This window comes from Candidatus Reidiella endopervernicosa, assembly GCF_013343005.1.
Taxonomy (GTDB): Bacteria; Pseudomonadota; Gammaproteobacteria.
The window spans coordinates 156,083-172,706 of sequence record NZ_CP054491.1; the positions used below are offsets into that span (position 1 = coordinate 156,083).

15 protein-coding genes, 1 tRNA gene and 3 pseudogenes are annotated in these 16,624 nt (G+C 50.6%); 7 read left to right on the forward strand and 12 right to left on the reverse strand.

Annotation, left to right across the window (positions count from 1 at the left end):
• Position 1 precedes the first annotated feature (1 nt).
• The 5 genes from HUE57_RS00765 to HUE57_RS00785 all read left to right on the forward strand — a co-directional run bounded on the left by HUE57_RS00765 (position 2) and on the right by HUE57_RS00785 (position 5,781).
• Positions 2 to 460, forward strand: coding sequence for a GatB/YqeY domain-containing protein (locus HUE57_RS00765; protein WP_078484041.1), 459 nt, complete (start codon positions 2 to 4; stop codon positions 458 to 460).
• Positions 461 to 556: 96 nt separating this feature from the next.
• Positions 557 to 2,335: a DNA primase gene (gene dnaG / locus HUE57_RS00770; protein WP_078484040.1), complete on the forward strand. Its 1,779-nt coding sequence runs from the start codon at positions 557 to 559 to the stop codon at positions 2,333 to 2,335.
• 94 nt (positions 2,336 to 2,429) lie between these two features.
• Positions 2,430 to 4,271 carry an RNA polymerase sigma factor RpoD gene (gene rpoD, locus HUE57_RS00775; RefSeq protein WP_078484039.1) on the forward strand — a complete coding sequence of 614 codons (1,842 nt, stop codon included), beginning with the start codon at positions 2,430 to 2,432 and terminating at the stop codon, positions 4,269 to 4,271.
• Between the two features lie 405 nt (positions 4,272 to 4,676).
• On the forward strand, positions 4,677 to 5,510 hold the full coding sequence (locus HUE57_RS00780; RefSeq protein ID WP_174672524.1) for a sugar-transfer associated ATP-grasp domain-containing protein: 834 nt from the start codon (positions 4,677 to 4,679) through the stop codon (positions 5,508 to 5,510).
• 197 nt (positions 5,511 to 5,707) lie between these two features.
• Positions 5,708 to 5,781 (forward strand) — tRNA-Ile (locus HUE57_RS00785).
• Positions 5,782 to 6,511: 730 nt separating this feature from the next.
• Here the strand turns inward: HUE57_RS00785 and HUE57_RS20550 are convergent.
• From HUE57_RS20550 to HUE57_RS20555, 3 genes and pseudogenes are all read right to left on the reverse strand, one after another.
• A complete protein-coding gene (locus HUE57_RS20550) occupies positions 6,512 to 6,817 on the reverse strand; it encodes a DUF7840 domain-containing protein (RefSeq protein ID WP_478210011.1) in 306 nt (101 codons plus the stop codon).
• A 789-nt stretch (positions 6,818 to 7,606) separates the two neighbouring features.
• Positions 7,607 to 7,930, reverse strand: coding sequence for a lipoprotein N-acyltransferase Lnb domain-containing protein (locus HUE57_RS00795; protein WP_174672526.1), 324 nt, complete (start codon positions 7,928 to 7,930; stop codon positions 7,607 to 7,609).
• A gap of 81 nt (positions 7,931 to 8,011) precedes the next feature.
• Positions 8,012 to 8,200: pseudogene (locus HUE57_RS20555) on the reverse strand (DUF7843 domain-containing protein); the annotation flags it as partial.
• Between the two features lie 413 nt (positions 8,201 to 8,613).
• Here HUE57_RS20555 and HUE57_RS00800 point away from each other — a divergent pair.
• Positions 8,614 to 8,820: a hypothetical protein gene (locus HUE57_RS00800; protein WP_174672527.1), complete on the forward strand. Its 207-nt coding sequence runs from the start codon at positions 8,614 to 8,616 to the stop codon at positions 8,818 to 8,820.
• Between the two features lie 1,160 nt (positions 8,821 to 9,980).
• Entirely contained in the window at positions 9,981 to 11,111 is a 1,131-nt protein-coding gene (locus HUE57_RS00805; protein ID WP_174672528.1) for a porin, read from the forward strand.
• Positions 11,112 to 12,131: 1,020 nt separating this feature from the next.
• Here HUE57_RS00805 and HUE57_RS19835 read toward each other — a convergent pair.
• The 9 genes and pseudogenes from HUE57_RS19835 to HUE57_RS00830 all read right to left on the reverse strand — a co-directional run bounded on the left by HUE57_RS19835 (position 12,132) and on the right by HUE57_RS00830 (position 16,584).
• Positions 12,132 to 12,254: a hypothetical protein gene (locus HUE57_RS19835; protein WP_320416254.1), complete on the reverse strand. Its 123-nt coding sequence runs from the start codon at positions 12,252 to 12,254 to the stop codon at positions 12,132 to 12,134.
• 119 nt (positions 12,255 to 12,373) lie between these two features.
• Positions 12,374 to 12,451: pseudogene (locus HUE57_RS20560) on the reverse strand (hypothetical protein); the annotation flags it as partial.
• Positions 12,415 to 13,188 (reverse strand): EAL domain-containing protein, encoded by a 774-nt coding sequence (locus HUE57_RS19840; protein WP_320416255.1) that lies wholly within the window; start codon positions 13,186 to 13,188, stop codon positions 12,415 to 12,417. The gene HUE57_RS19840 and the pseudogene HUE57_RS20560, both read right to left, overlap by 37 nt.
• Positions 13,152 to 13,744 (reverse strand): annotated as a pseudogene (locus HUE57_RS20075) (diguanylate cyclase domain-containing protein). Before HUE57_RS20075 ends, HUE57_RS19840 begins: the two are co-directional and overlap by 37 nt.
• A 17-nt stretch (positions 13,745 to 13,761) precedes the next feature.
• Positions 13,762 to 14,445, reverse strand: a complete 684-nt coding sequence (locus tag HUE57_RS19855) for a PAS domain-containing protein (protein WP_320416258.1) — start codon at positions 14,443 to 14,445, stop codon at positions 13,762 to 13,764.
• A gap of 531 nt (positions 14,446 to 14,976) precedes the next feature.
• The gene (locus HUE57_RS00815) at positions 14,977 to 15,252 is read right to left on the reverse strand and encodes a hypothetical protein (RefSeq protein WP_174672529.1); all 276 of its coding nucleotides are present in this window, start codon (positions 15,250 to 15,252) and stop codon (positions 14,977 to 14,979) included.
• A 29-nt stretch (positions 15,253 to 15,281) separates the two neighbouring features.
• Positions 15,282 to 15,662 carry a hypothetical protein gene (locus HUE57_RS00820; RefSeq protein ID WP_174672530.1) on the reverse strand — a complete coding sequence of 127 codons (381 nt, stop codon included), beginning with the start codon at positions 15,660 to 15,662 and terminating at the stop codon, positions 15,282 to 15,284.
• Positions 15,663 to 15,900: 238 nt separating this feature from the next.
• Entirely contained in the window at positions 15,901 to 16,347 is a 447-nt protein-coding gene (locus HUE57_RS00825) for a hypothetical protein (protein WP_174672531.1), read from the reverse strand.
• A 57-nt stretch (positions 16,348 to 16,404) separates the two neighbouring features.
• Entirely contained in the window at positions 16,405 to 16,584 is a 180-nt protein-coding gene (locus HUE57_RS00830) for a hypothetical protein (protein WP_174672532.1), read from the reverse strand.
• Between the last annotated feature and the right edge of the window lie 40 nt (positions 16,585 to 16,624).

Sequence of the window (16,624 nt, forward strand, 5' to 3'; positions counted from 1 at the left end):
TATGTCCCTCAAGCTACAGATTACTGAGGAGATGAAAACCGCCATGCGGGCGGGGGATAAGTCGCGTCTGGCGACAATCCGCCTGATTCTGGCCGCCATCAAACAGATTGAGGTCGATTCTCGTATCTCACTCGATGACGATGACGATGACAACCAGACCCTGGCGGTACTCGACAAGATGGTCAAGCAGCGACGCGAGTCGATTGCCCAGTACCAGAAGGCCAAGCGTCAGGAGCTGGTCGATATCGAAGCGGCCGAAATCGAGATCATCCAAACCTTCCTACCCCAACCCCTCACTGATGGTGAAATCAACGACATGATCAATGCTGCGGTCGAGCAGACCGGTGCTGCATCTATCAGAGACATGGGCAAGGTCATGGGCATTCTCAAACCGCAGATGCAGGGTCGTGCCGACATGGGCGCAGTCAGCGGCATGATCAAGGCGCGTCTAAACGCCTGATTCCGGGGTACCGCCCCAATGCTTTACCAAATCCACCTAACACACACGCTGTGGTAATCTGCCAGCGACCGCAAACTTGCGCATCTCTTTGAGACCATGGCAGGCCTGATCCCACAACACTTCATTGATGAACTGGTTAATCGTGTCGATATAGTCGATGTGATCGACACACGTGTGCCGCTGAAGAAGGCGGGCCGCGATTTCACTGCCTGCTGTCCCTTCCACAACGAGAAGACACCCTCCTTTACCGTCAGCCCAGAAAAGCAGTTCTACCACTGTTTCGGCTGTGGCGCACACGGCACCGCCATCGGCTTTTTGATGGACTATGAACATATGGAGTTCGTCGATGCGATCGAGACTCTAGCATCGCAGATCGGACTCGAGGTGCCGCGCGAGGCAGGCGATAACCAGCCGACCCGCAGCCATCAACCACTCTACGATCTGATGTTGCAGTGCAGTGAACATTTTCAGCACCAACTACGCGAACATCAACAGTCAGAGCGCGCCGTTAGCTATCTCAAACAGCGCGGCCTAAGTGGCGAGGTGGCACGTGATTTTGGCATCGGTTATGCCGCACCCGGCTGGGACAACCTGATCAACGCTCTTGGTAGCAGTGCTGAACAGAAAAATTTGCTGCTTGAGGGTGGCATGCTAATCAAACGCGACGACGGCAGCGGTCTCTACGACCGTTTCCGCGACCGCATCATGTTCCCGATTCGCGATAGACGCGGACGCACCATCGCCTTTGGTGGACGCATCCTTGGCGATGAGAAGCCGAAGTACCTCAACTCGCCCGAGACGCCCGTCTTCCACAAGGGTCAGGAGCTCTACGGCCTCTACGAGGCGCGTCAGGCAGTGAGAAATCTCGAACGGCTGCTGGTGGTTGAGGGATACATGGACGTAGTGGCACTGGCACAGTTTGATATTCGCTACGCCGTTGCCACCCTCGGCACCTCCACCACCAAAGAGCATCTGGAACGGATGTACCGCGTGGTACCGGAGGTGGTCTTCTGCTTCGATGGGGATCGCGCCGGACGCGAAGCGGCCTGGCGTGCACTGGAGAACGCCCTGCCGGTGATGCAGGAGGGGCGCGAGGCACGCTTCCTCTTCCTTCCCGACGGTGAGGATCCCGACACCCTGATTCGCCAGGAAGGAAAAGAGGCGTTTGAGGTACGCATCAGCAACGCCTTGAACCTCTCCGACTACCTCTACGACAAGCTACTGCAGGAGGTCGACATGAAACGGGTAGAGGGGCGCGCCCGACTTGTCGAGATCGCCAAGCCGCTGCTCGCCAAGCTGCCTAAAGGGGTGTTCCACCACCTGATGCAGGAACGACTGGCACGACTCAGCGGTATAGACAGCGCACAGCTGGCGTCTATGATTGGTGGGGAGAGTGGAAGTGGCCCTCAGCGCCGCACCGAAACAAAAATCAGACCCAAAGCAGACCGTGGTGGCAATCAATCGCCTTCAATGGTGCGCCACGCCATTACTTTGTTGCTGCTGCGCCCGGAACTTGCCAACCAGGTTGGTGATCAAACCGGACTGGAGCAGATCGATATGGCGGGCATTCCGCTGTTACAGGAGCTGATCGGCGTGGTACAGAGTGGCGGCGTTTCCAGCACCGCTGCAATCCTTGAGCGATGGCGCGATCGTCCTGAGGGGAGACACCTCAATAAGCTGGCCAGCACACCACTCGACCTGCCGGAAGCGGGTGCTGAGCAGGAGTTTCTCGACACCCTACAGGGGCTGAAACGCCAATATGCCGACCAACGTCGAGAGGCACTACTCTACAAACAGCGTGATCAGGAGTTAAGTGGTGATGAAAAAAATGAGCTTCAACAACTATTTAGAGAGAAGGCTGCTCGCCATAAGTAGCACTAAAGTAGTACTTTAAAAGTGGCAAAATAAGCCCCATATGCTATAGTGCGCGGTTCTGTTTAACGTTAATTAATTTCGAGTCATTCGCCAAATGTCAGTCGACCTTTCAAGCCAAGATCAGCAATCACAACTCAAACTACTTATCGCTAAGGGCAAGGAGCAGGGTTACCTCACCTATGCCGAGGTGAATGACCACCTGCCGAATGAAATCGTTCAGCCTGAGCAGATCGAAGATATCATCAGCATGATTAATGATATGGGCATTCGCGTGCATGAGGTTGCACCCGATGCCGACACCCTGATTATGACCGACAGTGCAGCTGGCACTGGCAGTGAAGACGAAGATGAGACCGCCGAGGCACTCGCAGTTCTCACCGCGACGGTCGATAGTGAAACTGGTCGCACCACCGACCCTGTGCGCATGTATATGCGTGAAATGGGTACTGTTGAGCTGCTGACCCGTGAGGGCGAGATCAAGATCGCCAAGCGTATCGAGGCTGGCCTCAACCAGGCACTCTATTCACTGGCCAGCTACCCCGCCTCACCCGCGATCCTGTTACGTGAGTTTGAGAAGTTCGTTTCCGAAGACATTCGCCTTACCGACATCATCTCCGGCTATGTCGATCCCAACGAGAGCGACGAGGTTCCAACACCCGCACAGGTTAACAGCGGCGCAAACAAAGATGATTCAGATGACGATGAAGTCGTTGAGGATACCGGCCCCGATCCAGATGAGGCGCGCGCCCGCTACAAGAAGCTGAAAAGCCTCTACAACCGCACCATGAAGGCAGCAGAGAAGGACGGCACCGAGGATCCCAAGACCGAGAAGCTGCGCCTGCAGATGGCTGAAGAGTTCATGCTGCTCAAGCTGATACCACGCATTATCGATGAGATGTCGCACAACCTGCGTAATGTCATTGAGCGAATCCGCACCCATGAACGCCACATAATGAACCTCTGCGTCGACAAGGCGAAGATGCCACGCAAGGACTTTATCACCAGCTTCCCCGATAACGAGACCAACCTTGAGTGGGTCGAGAAACAGATCCGCGCCAAGCGAAAACACTCCTCAATGATTGGCCAGATGAAGAGTGACATCCTGCGTGCGCAGAAGAAGCTGATCGCAATTCAGACTGAGAGTGGCATGACCATCGCTCAGATCAAAAGCATCAACCGCAAGATGTCGATCGGTGAGGCGAAGGCGCGTCGTGCCAAGAAGGAGATGGTTGAGGCTAACCTGCGTCTGGTTATCTCCATCGCCAAGAAGTACACCAACCGCGGCCTGCAGTTCCTCGATCTGATCCAGGAGGGCAACATCGGCCTGATGAAAGCGGTCGACAAGTTCGAGTATCGTCGCGGCTACAAATTCTCTACCTACGCCACCTGGTGGATTCGTCAGGCGATCACCCGCTCTATCGCCGACCAGGCGCGCACCATCCGTATCCCGGTACACATGATCGAAACGATCAACAAGCTCAACCGCATATCACGCCAGATGCTGCAGGAGATGGGCCGCGAGGCGACCCCTGAGGAGCTGGCCGAGCGCATGGACATGCCTGAGGACAAGATCCGCAAGGTACTGAAGATCGCCAAGGAGCCGATCTCAATGGAGACCCCGATCGGTGATGATGAAGACTCACACCTGGGCGACTTCATTGAGGATCAGAACATCCTCTCGCCCTCTGATGCCGCCACCTCCGAGGGGCTGCGTGAAGCGACCCAGGGCATCCTCTCTGGCCTGACCCCACGTGAGGCTAAGGTGCTGCGCATGCGTTTCGGTATCGATATGAATACCGACCACACCCTTGAGGAGGTTGGCAAGCAGTTTGACGTTACCCGTGAGCGTATTCGTCAGATCGAGGCGAAGGCATTGCGCAAACTGCGTCATCCTACCCGTTCAGAGGTACTACGCAGCTTCCTCGAGATGGAGTAGACAAACACCTGGCACCTAAGAAAGCTCGCTTCGGCGGGCTTTTTTTATGCGCATAAGAGACAAGCCAGGCCACACAAATACAGCAAGATCGTGCCACCCTCGACTGGAAATAGGTAACAACAACCCGTGACCACACTGCCCTCTTTTGCAAAACGCCTTCTACAGAGATTCAACAAACAGAATCGGCGTCGTCGACGGAAACAGCGTAAACACGTACAAGAGGGCGCCGAGAGATATGGACTCGACCCCGCAGCCTGCGACGAACAGTATGCAGCCGAGATCAACCACTATTGGCACAAGCACTACGGCCGTTCTGTCCACCCCCTCTGGCACACACTCTACGACAAGAGACTCAAACACAGAGACGTTCGCTTTGTACCTAGCTACAACTGGTGGGAGGAGATCATGCCCTTCTTTAATGATCTCACCCTACGCCCCACCTATCTTGATAAAAATCTCAGCGACTCGTTTCTCAGCATCACACAGTCGCCCGCCACCCTGATAAAACGTATGCATGGTCACTACTACGATGCAGACAACCAACCACTCACCTCATCAGCCGCCCATCAAAGGCTCATCGATGCCTCACAACCACAGATCATCAAGGGCAGCCGTACCGACAACGGTGACAACATTCATCTATTAGAGAGTCACAACGGTTGCCTGGAGATCGACGGGGAAACCACCCCTTTCACAGATCTCGAAAACCATTTTGGTAATAACTACATCGTCCAGGAAAAGATCACTCAACACCCTCTAATCGCCAAACCCCACCCAAGCTCAGTCAACACCATCAGGATCGTCAGCTTCCGTTGGCAAGATGAAATCCACATTCTCCTCTCGATACTCAGATTTGGCATCGACGGAAACATCTTTGACAATGCCAGCAATGGCGGCATCTTTTGCGGTATAGACCGAAATGGAGAGACTCACAAGACAGCCTTTGATAAGAAAGGGACGGCCTACTGCGTACACCCAACCAGCGGCTACGAATTTTCCAACCAGATCACTATTCCCAACTATCCACAGCTATGCGAACTTGCCGTCGAACTACACAGTCAAATCTTCCACTTCGACATCGTCTCTTGGGACTTCTCGATCAGCCCGCAGAGTGAGCCGATATTTCTTGAAGTCAATTTTCGCGGCAGTGCCGACACTTACCAGCTCGCAAGCGGGAAACCTCTTTTTGGCAACCTAACCGACGAGGTCCTCAAAACAGTCCGAGAAAGCCGCAAGTAACAGCCTTCATCCGCACAATGCGAAACTCACTCATCAAGATTCAAGCACTCACACATGATTGCTCCTAATGAGTTGTCAGGTATAATTCTGCCGGCGGTAAACTTCTGGAAAGCCCAGAAAAGCATGCATCTGTCCTTCTCACTCCAACAGAGCATCGATAGCAAAGTTAACCGTCCCAAAGAGAGCGATCTCAAATTGGGCCTATAGCTCAGTTGGTTAGAGCAGGGGACTCATAATCCCTTGGTCCTTGGTTCGAGTCCAAGTAGGCCCACAAATAATTCAATGCCTTACACTGGAGATGGTGTGAGGCATTTTTTATCCACATGTAGACACAACACACTGGCAAACACACGGCTACGAACAGCTTTCAAGTAACTTAAAGTCTCCTTAGTATTGTGATATCACACACAATTAGCCTTAATAAGGCGTCACACTCCAGCACATGCACCATTGTTAATGTTAGTGATTAGGTCTAGAAATGACATAGACCCTTTCATACTATTCAAAGCATACTGGTTAGACATTACCAGAACCTCATCTGTGATAAGCCTACATTTATTAATACAGCTATCAGCTACCTTTTTCGTCTGGACTTCCCACAATCCCGCTAACAACACTTTTATCGTCTTTAACAATTACCCCATTTTGAGCCCCGCCCTACCAAACAAGCACATAACAGGATTTTTAAAGAGACAGCCGTGAAAGAGATGAGGTAAAAATACAAGAAAGTTGGGTAACAGGGAGGTCATCATTCTAATTCACAGAAAACAATACTTGATAGTAGTCCATGATAATTACTAGAAATACCTAGCTACCGACAACTCAAATTTTGTTTCTGCTTTAGAATGAGCATAATCGACGTGTTTTAGTTTGAAAAAATACTAGTACTTTTATTCGCATAGTAACCTTGGGTTAACGCCCAGCCTGTTCTAGCATCAAAGTTAAAGGCCTAGTATACTTAATTCTTAATATCGTTTTCATATCCCAGATCTCCTTAACTATCACCCCCCCTTCTGGTTGCAAAATGGTTCAAAGTTAGCAAGATTCGCCCAAACACCTGCGTTCAATAATGCATAGGCATTGACATCCGAATGCAAGTCATAACCAACACCCACCCCTCCTGTAATATCGACAAAATGGTCTTCTTCGCTTGAAGAAAGCCCTATTTCTTTTATCCCTAATTGCCATTGCCAAGACAAGTCTTTAGTGTACCTATCATAAGGAGTAAGTATTTTAGCTGCATAAATTGTCCAGTAATTAAGACTTACCGATTGGCTTTTATATCGAAGTCCAATTTGATATCTGATAAACGAAGTTCATTTTCGGTAAAATACTGTCGATTATCATCTTTTAGCATGTGTGCAGCAAGCATAACTCGAAATGATATCTTGCCCACTGATGGTGAGAGCACCATTTCCCATTGACTGTCATTAGAGTATTTTCAGGTGACTTGTAGTCACCCAGAGTGATTTTGTTTCAGGGGCCCTTTCATCAAGATATTGCCTGTATTTCTTCCACTGTTTCTTACTAATTAATGCCTTCTCATACAAATAATCGGTATATGTTGATGCAAAAACCAGTCGAACTCATCCTCAATATCACCAACCAATTCTAAAACACCTTGATTATCGCTTTTATACTTTCAGAAATATCCCCGTGATTCCTAGACTTCTTCCTTAACAACTTAAGAGCCCATTTTGGAGATGGAATAAGACGCTTGCTTGTTACGACATCTTGTTCAACGACATGCTTAATGACATCAGCCGGAGTAACCCAAAGGTCTTTATGATTCAGCAGTTCCGGGGATTTTATTGCCATCAAAAATGGGTCAAGGCTGCACAATTATAATCAGTAATATAACCGGGGAGTCGCTATTTTTGCGAAAGTTTGTTTTGGACATCCAAGCCCAAGCAAACAGCAAAAACTTCACGCGACCGTTTATGCCTGCGGCGCCCGACCGTCCTGCGTACGTTGCGTAATCACCTCTTCGCGGCTCTACACAACTCCCTCAGTGACTCTACGCCGACATAAGCCGCTGCTGCATCTTCTCCGTCGTTCGCTCGCGCTCTCAACTACGAATATACAGACGGCGTCGACTATCGGGGACTAACCGCCCTCACTTCGCTCTCCATGGCGGTCAGCGTAGGTTGATGGAATCCCTTTAATTCCCAAAGATGCAAATTGATAAGCGTGCGCTCGTAATCATTTAAATCTAAGCTGTACTCCCAAACATTTCTGCCCTCTTTTTGATGATACTTAGCAAGCTGTTCTTTGTATGGCAGCAAGGCAAACATACCATCCATTCCTTGATACAGACTTCTATGAGCAAGACTTACGGGATTGTAAGTATCAATCACAGTAAAATAGCTAATAGCATGCTCCAGATTTCTATCGTCTTTGCTTTTCCCTGCGATTTTCAAAAGCGTGGCCCATCATACTTGATGGCGAAGATAGGTTTTCTGAAGCAAAAACTAAGATTATTTCATCTGCTGGTGCTTTAATTAAAACTCACCTAATCCATCACAGGCTTGTAATCGATTTAAAGATATCTTCTTGCCCAACATGTTACTTAACCAGTAGGCTCTTGCAGGAAAGTGGCATACATACTGAGGGGCATTTTGTAGAGCTACGATGTTTGCGATCAATTCATCTTTCGGCGTCGCTTTATCACCCAGAAGGAATTTAGAAGAATCAACATAAAACTCCCTTTTTGTAGTGTATCAATGCATGCCATTGTTGATCTTTACTAAGCCTATCAATTAGCGAATCTGAATTAGCAAAAGACTGCACTGAAAAAGGGCAAAGAAAAGCCAGGCAATTGCCTGGCTTGGAAAACCACTTAATACCATGTTTATTTTTTACAGCTAACTTCAACAGAATCATCGTAGCGCCACATCTTTTCTGACGCGTAATCAGTAGTGGAGCCAAATGGGCCGCCTGTAAGGATGTTTATCCAGAATACTGTGTCAACTTCATTGTTTGCAATTGTTTCGTCGGCACATTTTCCATCTACGGACCTAATCACAAGTGGATTTTTTGAGCGAGGGACATCAATAACTGCCGGAGCTGTGACCTTTCTTCCATTTTCGGGGAGTCGCTATTTTTGCGGAAGCTTGTTTTGGGCATCCAAGCCCAAGCAAGCGGCAAATACTTAACGCGACCGTTTATGCCTACGGCGCCCCGACCGTCCTGCGTACGTTGCGTAATCACCTCTTCGCGGCTCTACACAACTCCCTCAGTGACTCTACGCCGACATAAAGCCGCTGCTGCATCTTCTCCGTCGTTCGCTCACGCTCTCAACTACGAATAGGCAGACGGCGTCGACTATCGCGGACTAACCGCCTTCGCTTCGCTATCCATGGCGGTCAGCGACTGATAGATCGGCCTTTTCACCCGTAGAGGTTGTGATATTAACCTTTGACTATCGTCGTTAAGAATCGTTGCACAACCAGAGGTAATAGAAACTAGCAGAACTGCACTAGCCATAGAAATTGCTTTATTCACATTATATTCCTTTTAATTTGGCGCATTCGTACATGCAGCACTAACCGCACTCATTATTATCTAGTCATGGAGGAGCTCGTCGTTAGAGCTGCTTGAAGCATTGCGATTACTCTTCCTTGAATTAGATTCCACACAAAACAATTGTTATAAATTGCAAACAACCGCCAGTAATAGTAACCACTTTATTAGTATGGTCAAGTCATTGCCGCCATTATTTATACCTGCATCACTAGCTTCTATTGAACTTTTCTAAGACACCCATTAATTCCAGCATATTGAAGATGAGCGGGTGACACTCAGATCTTGCAGTAGCATTGTGTTATGCCCACCTACCTACCAAAGTGCTGCAGGATTCGGTTGACAGTGCATCAGTGTTGAATAAGGGTTCATCTGATACGACCGGGTAACAGTTCGGTATAGCTGAACCAGTGAACAGGAAAGTTCGGCGCTGTTCGGTACAATTTCAGTATAAATACTGACAACCTCTTACAATTCTTTGACTTACACATAGTTGACAAGCTGCGAAGTTCGGTTGGGGTTCGGCAACAAGGAGCCACCAAGGAAAACACACAGAATTCATCAGCTTACAGATGTATAATCACCGGCTCCGTGGTGCTCATAATCCCTTGGTCCTTGGTTCGAGTCCAAGTAGGCCCACCAACTAAATCAAAAGCCTTACAGCGTTTTTCGTTGTGAGGTTTTGTTTTCTCTTAATTAGGCATGGAGACAAGTTTAGCCTCACAGCCATCTCAGTCGACATATCCCCTACACCCGCAGTTTTCACACACTCTCTTCTACTCTCATCAGATCGAGTTGGCCTGAATGAGGCCACATAGAACACGAAAAATTAACTCTGGCTTCATGCTTGAATGAGCAGCTCCGCATTGGCATGTATCAATATTGCACTGATGTTGCAATATTGATACTCTTGCCAACGAATACAATTTTCTCAAGGAATCATAATTCATGAATAGGAAGCTACTCTCACTGCTAGTCGCCAGCCTGGTATCTGCACCAGCCATCACATCTGCGGACGTCTCAATCTCTGGAACGATGCACATGTCTATCGATTCCACCGATGACGGAGGAACCTCCGATAGCGACAACTCATCTGTCTCAAGCAATTTTTCAAACATTGTTTTCAGCGGTGATGAGGATCTTGGCAGCGGTATGAAGGCCGTTTGGCAGGTTACCAGCGTCACTACTCTTGATGAACAGAGTGGTGACACATGGGCTACTGGACCCTCTTATCTGGGACTCTCCGGCAACTTCGGTACTGTTATTGCCGGTAAAGCAGACACCCCATACTTCACCTTCCAATCGAAATTTGATGTCATGGATGGCACCCTCGCAGATCTGGCGACCATTATGGGTACCGATGCCGAGGGCAACGAGCTATTTGAAGATGACTACGCCGATAACTTTAATCTGACAACTCCCAACACGATTGCCTATATCTCACCGAACATGGGTGGTTTTACTGTGGTAGGAGCATACGTCACTGACTGGGCGGCTGCGGGTGATGAGGACAGCAACAACTTTGATGCCTTCAGCGTTAGCGGCACCTATGAGAATGGAGGCCTGATGATTGGTGCAGCCTTTGAGCGTCACAACCACGATCCGAGCGGTTGTCAGCTTTATGACGATTGGCCAGGTGCTTTTGATGCGGACGTCTGGTGTGATGATGCCACCACCAACGATGCGCTTGAGATTGGCGCCGCCTTCACCACGGGTGATACAAGCGTGGGTCTGCTCTGGGAGAATATCGATGGTACTGGTGCGATCGACCGTGATGCCTGGGCTGCCTATCTGACTCAGGGGTTTGGCAACAACACCTTCAAGGTTCTCTACAGCACGGTAAGCCAGTCGAGCCTGCCTGACAATGGTGAGGAGGACGAGGATGAGGCCAGCATGTGGGCGATTGGACTTGATCACGCTATGAGTCCACGTACCACCATCTATGGCATGTATGCATCACTTGAGAATGACGATGATTCAGAACGTTATCTCGGCGGTGTCGATCATGGCGATCGACTCGGTGATGGTGGTGGTCGCGATCAAAGTGGTTTCTCTCTAGGCATTGTTCACAGCTTTTAATATACCGTTGTAGTTATGCTGCGCAGAAGGCCTAGCGGGCCTTTTTATGCCTAAGTAACGGACCACCATCTTTCTATTACCTTCACTTATCCATCAACATAAGACCCTTTACAAGAGATGACTAACTCAATTTTCTGGGCCTGACTCCTGAGGGATCATCACGCATATCAACCAGTCTCACTGCTTCTAAACCAGCCCACTCTTCGAGGCGTGCATTTTTATGCCCATAACAAGTTGATGGTACTTCGGTAATAATCAGAGGTATCTGGGAAGACCGGCTAGCGATTCAGTACGGCAGGAGCAAAACAGAGAAGCTCGCCATGTCTCTGCACAATTCAGCTTCGATACTGACAACCCCTTACTGTTAGGAAAGCAACAGGTTCGGTTAGGGTTCGTCAACAAAGAGCCACCGATAAAACCACTCGGAATACTACGTTCCACCATCACTCAATCAATGACTCCGAGGTAATCACACCCTTTGGTCCTTGGTTCGAGTCCAAGCAGGTCCACCGACTGTATCAATGCCTTACAGCAGTTTTGTTGTAAGGCTTTTATTTGTCCGTATGCAGACAGTTTGTGGAATGCATGGGGATCACTAACAATTATTCAAATAATTGGCAGATCTAATAATTACTAACAATTTGGGGCGATTACAACAAGAGAAGGTTAAGCGGACCGCATAGTCATTGTTTTAATTCATAAGTCGAGGAAGCCCGACTCATCTATTGTTAACGTTGCATGCCTCTTATTAAATCTAGAAATTATTTATAGACGGAAGCCGATTGACTACTAACTCCTTGCCCGGTTCGGGCTCTGGTGAGCCAGTCATCTATGCCTCGCAGTGGAGACGGTGTGAGATTATCTTCAATACACCAACAAAGCACGACTTCACATACCGCTTTTTCGTAACCATCTGATCGCCTCAAGCAGCGTTGCTGTCAAGCGTCTACAGCTCTAACAGCCGTGCATATGTAAAATGCTTCATCAGGACAAACAGCATTGATGAGAGAACCTATCTTGTTACCCTTGCTGTTCTAATTCCTGCATCTGCTTTAGCAACTCATCTCGCAATTGATAGAGCTCTTCCAGCCTCGGAACCGGATCACCACCTTGAGACTGAAGCTCAAGCAGATCCGCTGCCAACAGGTGAACCTGTCGATGCAGAGTGACAATGGCCTGGAAGCTGGACTGCGCAGCATAACGAGTCTGCCCACCCCTTCCAACCAATGGCCAAATCGGCACTGCTGATGATCCAGCGGCGGTGGATAGGCTCGTTCACCTTTGATGAATGCTTCGATCGCAACTATCCAGGCACGATGCTCAACATGGGCAAATAGCAGTGGAAGATCCTCATGGCTAACAGGGTGTTGATCAGCCCACGTTGGATCAGGCCGCCAGCTACCGATCCAGTCCGGGATATCTTCGGCAGGCATGGGCCTGGCGATAGCGTACCCTGCCCCAGTTCACATCCGAGACGCAGCAGCATCTCGCCATGCTGAACAGTCTCCACACCCTCTGCAATGGCCTGACGTCTGAAGGCCGTGGCCAGCCCCATTACACCCTCCAGGATAGCCAGATCTTCCGGATCATCGAGCATGCCTCGCACGAAGCTCTGATCGATTTTGAGTTGATCGGCAGGTAACCGCTTAAAGTAGGTGAGTGACGAGTAACCGGTGCCAAAATCGTCAAGTGCAAAGCGTACGCCCATATCCAGACAGGAGCGCATCAGATTGGAGACGTATTCAATATCTTCCAAGGCACTCGTCTCAAGCACCTCCAGCTCCAGATCACCAGGATCGATGGCTGGGTGGGCCTTCAGCAATTCGCTCAAGCGATTAACGAAATCTGCCTGCTGTAGCTGATAACCATCCACGTTCACGCTTACCGAGAGATTTAGATCGACCGAACGCCATAATTCCATTTGCGTCAATGCGCTCTCAATCACCCATTCACCCAACTCTATCGCTAATTTGTGGCCCTCTATTACCGAGAGGAACTCAGCTGGCGGTAACAGTCCACGCTCTGGATGTTGCCATCGGATCAGCGCTTCGGCACCGATAATTTCACCGCTACGCATATTAACTTTGGGCTGGTAATAGAGGACAAATTGCCCCGTCTCCAGTGCATGACTGATATGTTCCAGGCTTTCATGATGCCCCTTGCACTCTGGTCCTTCTCGGCATCGAAGATGTGAAAGCGGTTCTTACCAGATAATTTTGCCTGGTACATAGCCTGATCCGCCTGTCGTAGCAGCTGATCCGCGTCGATATTATCCGCCTGGGGATAGAATGTTACACCGATACTGGCGGATGCTTGCAGCACGAGATCCCGCACATGCACCGGCTGTGCTACGGATGCCTGCATGCGTGCAAGCATGGGCACAACATCTTTTGTTTTGTTTAAATCGATCAATACCGCGACAAATTCATCCCCAGACGTGCGATAGAGTCACCATCGCGCATGACCATCTTCATACGCGCGGCCAGCGCCACCAGAAACTGATCGCCGACATCGTGGCCGTGGCTGTCATTGATCTCCTTGAAACCGTCCAGATCGACATAGGCTACCGCAAGTTTCTTGTTTCGCCGCCGCATCTGGAAAATAGCCTGACGCAGTCGGTCAGCCAGCAGCACTCGGTTAGGCAGATTGGTCAGCGCGTCATAATGCGCAATGTACTCCAGCTGCTGTTGATGCTCTTTTGCGCCGTGATATCCGAGAAGAGGCCGACGTAGTGCTGGCTCTTACCATATGCATCGTGCACGACAGTAATAGTGAGCATCTCGGCATACACCGTGCCATCCTTGCGCTGATTCCAGACCTCTCCTGACCAGTAGCCCTTTTCGGTCAGTTCGCTCCACATCTCAGCGTAGAATTTCGGTGCCTGGCGACCAGAGCTGAGGATTCGCGGATCCTTCCCCATAACCTCATCGCGGCCATAGCCGGTGATCCGGGTGAACGCTTCGTTCACCTCAATATCACCGTTGCTATCGGTGATCATGATCCCTTCACGACTATGCGAGAACACCTTGGCCGCGAGCTCCAGTCTCTCCGCGGTCTGCTTACGCTCGGTAACATCATGTCCGACACCGATGATCGAGATGACCTCACCGTGCTCATCCAGGACGGCTCGATGCGACCAGGCCAGCCAACGCCAGTCATCACCGGTTTTCGAGCGCTGCTCCACATATGTGGTGAAGGGTGGCTGATAAAGGGCTGACAATGCCTGGCGCACAACCTCCTGGTCTTCCTCGTGCACCATGGACAGCAGGGGCTGTAGATACAGCTCCTCCTCATGCTTGCCGAAGGTTTCGCAGTAGGCCGGATTGGCGAACAAAAGCGCCCCTCTGTATCAATCTTTATCACCATGTCACTCTGGTTTTCGACCAGAAGCCGGTAACGCGCCTCGCTCTCTTCCAGCGCCGAATAAGATGCGGCCAAATCACGTCCCATATGGTTCAGCGCCTCTTCAATAAGACCCCATTCATCCTCGCGATTGAGGTTAATGGGACGATCCAACCCCTGCCCCATACTGGAGATAGCAGTGACGATCTTATTGAGTGGTGCATCAATATGACGACGTACGATGAATATGGTGGTAAGCCCCATAATCCCGACAACCAACAAAGACAGGGCGATACCCCAGAGCCCGGTCTGGAGAATTAGCGCCTCTATCTCATCGCCCACCTCTTCCGCCCTGCTCTTGGCCTCCCTGTCGGCGCGTGCCATCTGGGCGAGCACGCGCTGCAGGCTGGCATCCAAAACACGTCGGTGCCCACCCTTATCGATCCACGCACGCTGCAGCGCTTTAACCAACTGACGATAACGATCGACATACTCTGCAAGCTGATGACCATGCAGAGTGACTTCAGGGAGGAGGCTGTAATCGTCTGCAGGCGCAGATAGAGGGCATCAAGCTCGTTCCCCACCGTGAGATCGCGGGCGTCGCTACCCAGCCCCAACGACGCCCCTCCTGCTCCGCCAACAACTTACCGATCAACAGCAGGCTCTCCCGATAACCCGTGATCAGGCTTAGAAGTTGGTCTACATAATTTGTGTCCCGGCCGGCGAGAGTCGCCTCAATCAACCAGGCGCTGATTAGATCTTCTAGCGCCGTCAGCTCGTTGTCTGCAAGGTCATCCACTACCTGGATTTCATCATTTGTGCGGTTAATTACAGAACAGCTCTCACATAGCGCACAAAGTGCGTCGTCAGCATATCTAGCGCGCGGCGCACCGTACCGTTCTGCGTATTGCTTGCGATCTTCCTTAACGCAGCCTCAATGCGCTGACTATCGCCCGCAAGCGTGTCGCGTTTGAGGTGAAACGTGTAATTGAACAGTTCAATCTCGGATGAGACCGCAGTCAGCGCCTTGATTCGGTCTGCATTGTCGACGACCTGATTAATCTGGGTCGTTGCGACCTCGGAGGCCAGGCGCTGTGTATCGAACAGGGCTACGCCGACCAGCGTTATTACCATGCCGAACGCTGCCAGTATCAGGAGTACCAACAGCCATAACCGGGTACGGATACGTAGACGGCTATAGATGCTCATATTTTCCACACACCAGGCTTACTGGTGCTCTTTATGCGGAGTGGTCCGTACCAGATCCGTACCGCGCAGCACCATGGGGCGCGGGTGGATTCCGAGTTTTCAAGGGTAGTGACATTTATCAGCCGACGTCCCTGATAGTTACGGGTAACCGGCAGCTCGGCAAGCGGCGTTCCGCAGGGCGCGCAGCAAATATCGGCGGCAATCCTTCCCTGCTCCTGCCCCGTTTTGACGACGGCACTCAAGACCCCTCTTCGACGTGGTAGCGATTGGCACCGATAGTCGGCCCTGGATAGAAGCTGGAAAAGCGGGAGATAATCTCTCGATTAGTCAGCGCACGCCCCTCTTCATCAACAACCCCTTCAAGACTATCCATGTAGACGGCTCCACAGCTCTGATCGGCCGATTCACCGATGCGCCGTAGCTCTTGAATGGAGTTGATCAGATAGAACTCCCCGACCGGCACGATGTAGTTATCTCGTTCTGCTAACACCTGTTTCTGCAAGGCCTCTCCCGAGGGGCTGGCCTTCGCGATGAAGCAGACCTGTTCAAACTGCGGAACCAACTGTTTGAGAAAGGCGATAGACTCCCTAACGTGGCCACGCTCCAGGGTTCCTGAGATATGCCGGTTTGGATAACCATAGTCGCCGGCATCGGCATTTACGCCACAAAAAGATCGGGGTATCAACCTTATCTTTTAGATAGGGGACCACCAGCATGGACTGCGCATTATCGTCCACGGTGATCACTCCATCGGGCTGGAGACGCTGATAAAGCTCATAGGCCTGGTGCGCCTTTTCCGGCCCCCGGCCAGATCAGCCTTGGTATCCATGTAGAAATAGGTGAGATCTGCGTGTTCACCAAGAACACCTTCGATTCCCTCCTTTATCTCCTCGCACCAAGGATTGTGCTGCTCGTAACTCATCACCACCAGCACCTTGAAAGGCCCTGACCAGGCGGGATAG

Bases quoted from the DNA above. Each gene is read 5' to 3' on its own strand.
- HUE57_RS00765 (WP_078484041.1), top strand. From the start codon at position 2: ATGTCCCTCAAGCTACAGATTACTGAGGAGATGAAAACCGCCATGCGG.
- dnaG (WP_078484040.1), top strand. From the start codon at position 557: ATGGCAGGCCTGATCCCACAACACTTCATTGATGAACTGGTTAATCGT.
- rpoD (WP_078484039.1), top strand. From the start codon at position 2,430: ATGTCAGTCGACCTTTCAAGCCAAGATCAGCAATCACAACTCAAACTA.
- HUE57_RS00780 (WP_174672524.1), top strand. From the start codon at position 4,677: ATGCCCTTCTTTAATGATCTCACCCTACGCCCCACCTATCTTGATAAA.
- HUE57_RS00805 (WP_174672528.1), top strand. From the start codon at position 9,981: ATGAATAGGAAGCTACTCTCACTGCTAGTCGCCAGCCTGGTATCTGCA.
- HUE57_RS19840 (WP_320416255.1), bottom strand. From the start codon at position 13,188: ATGCGTAGCGGTGAAATTATCGGTGCCGAAGCGCTGATCCGATGGCAA.
- HUE57_RS00820 (WP_174672530.1), bottom strand. From the start codon at position 15,662: ATGAGCATCTATAGCCGTCTACGTATCCGTACCCGGTTATGGCTGTTG.
- HUE57_RS00830 (WP_174672532.1), bottom strand. From the start codon at position 16,584: ATGAGTTACGAGCAGCACAATCCTTGGTGCGAGGAGATAAAGGAGGGA.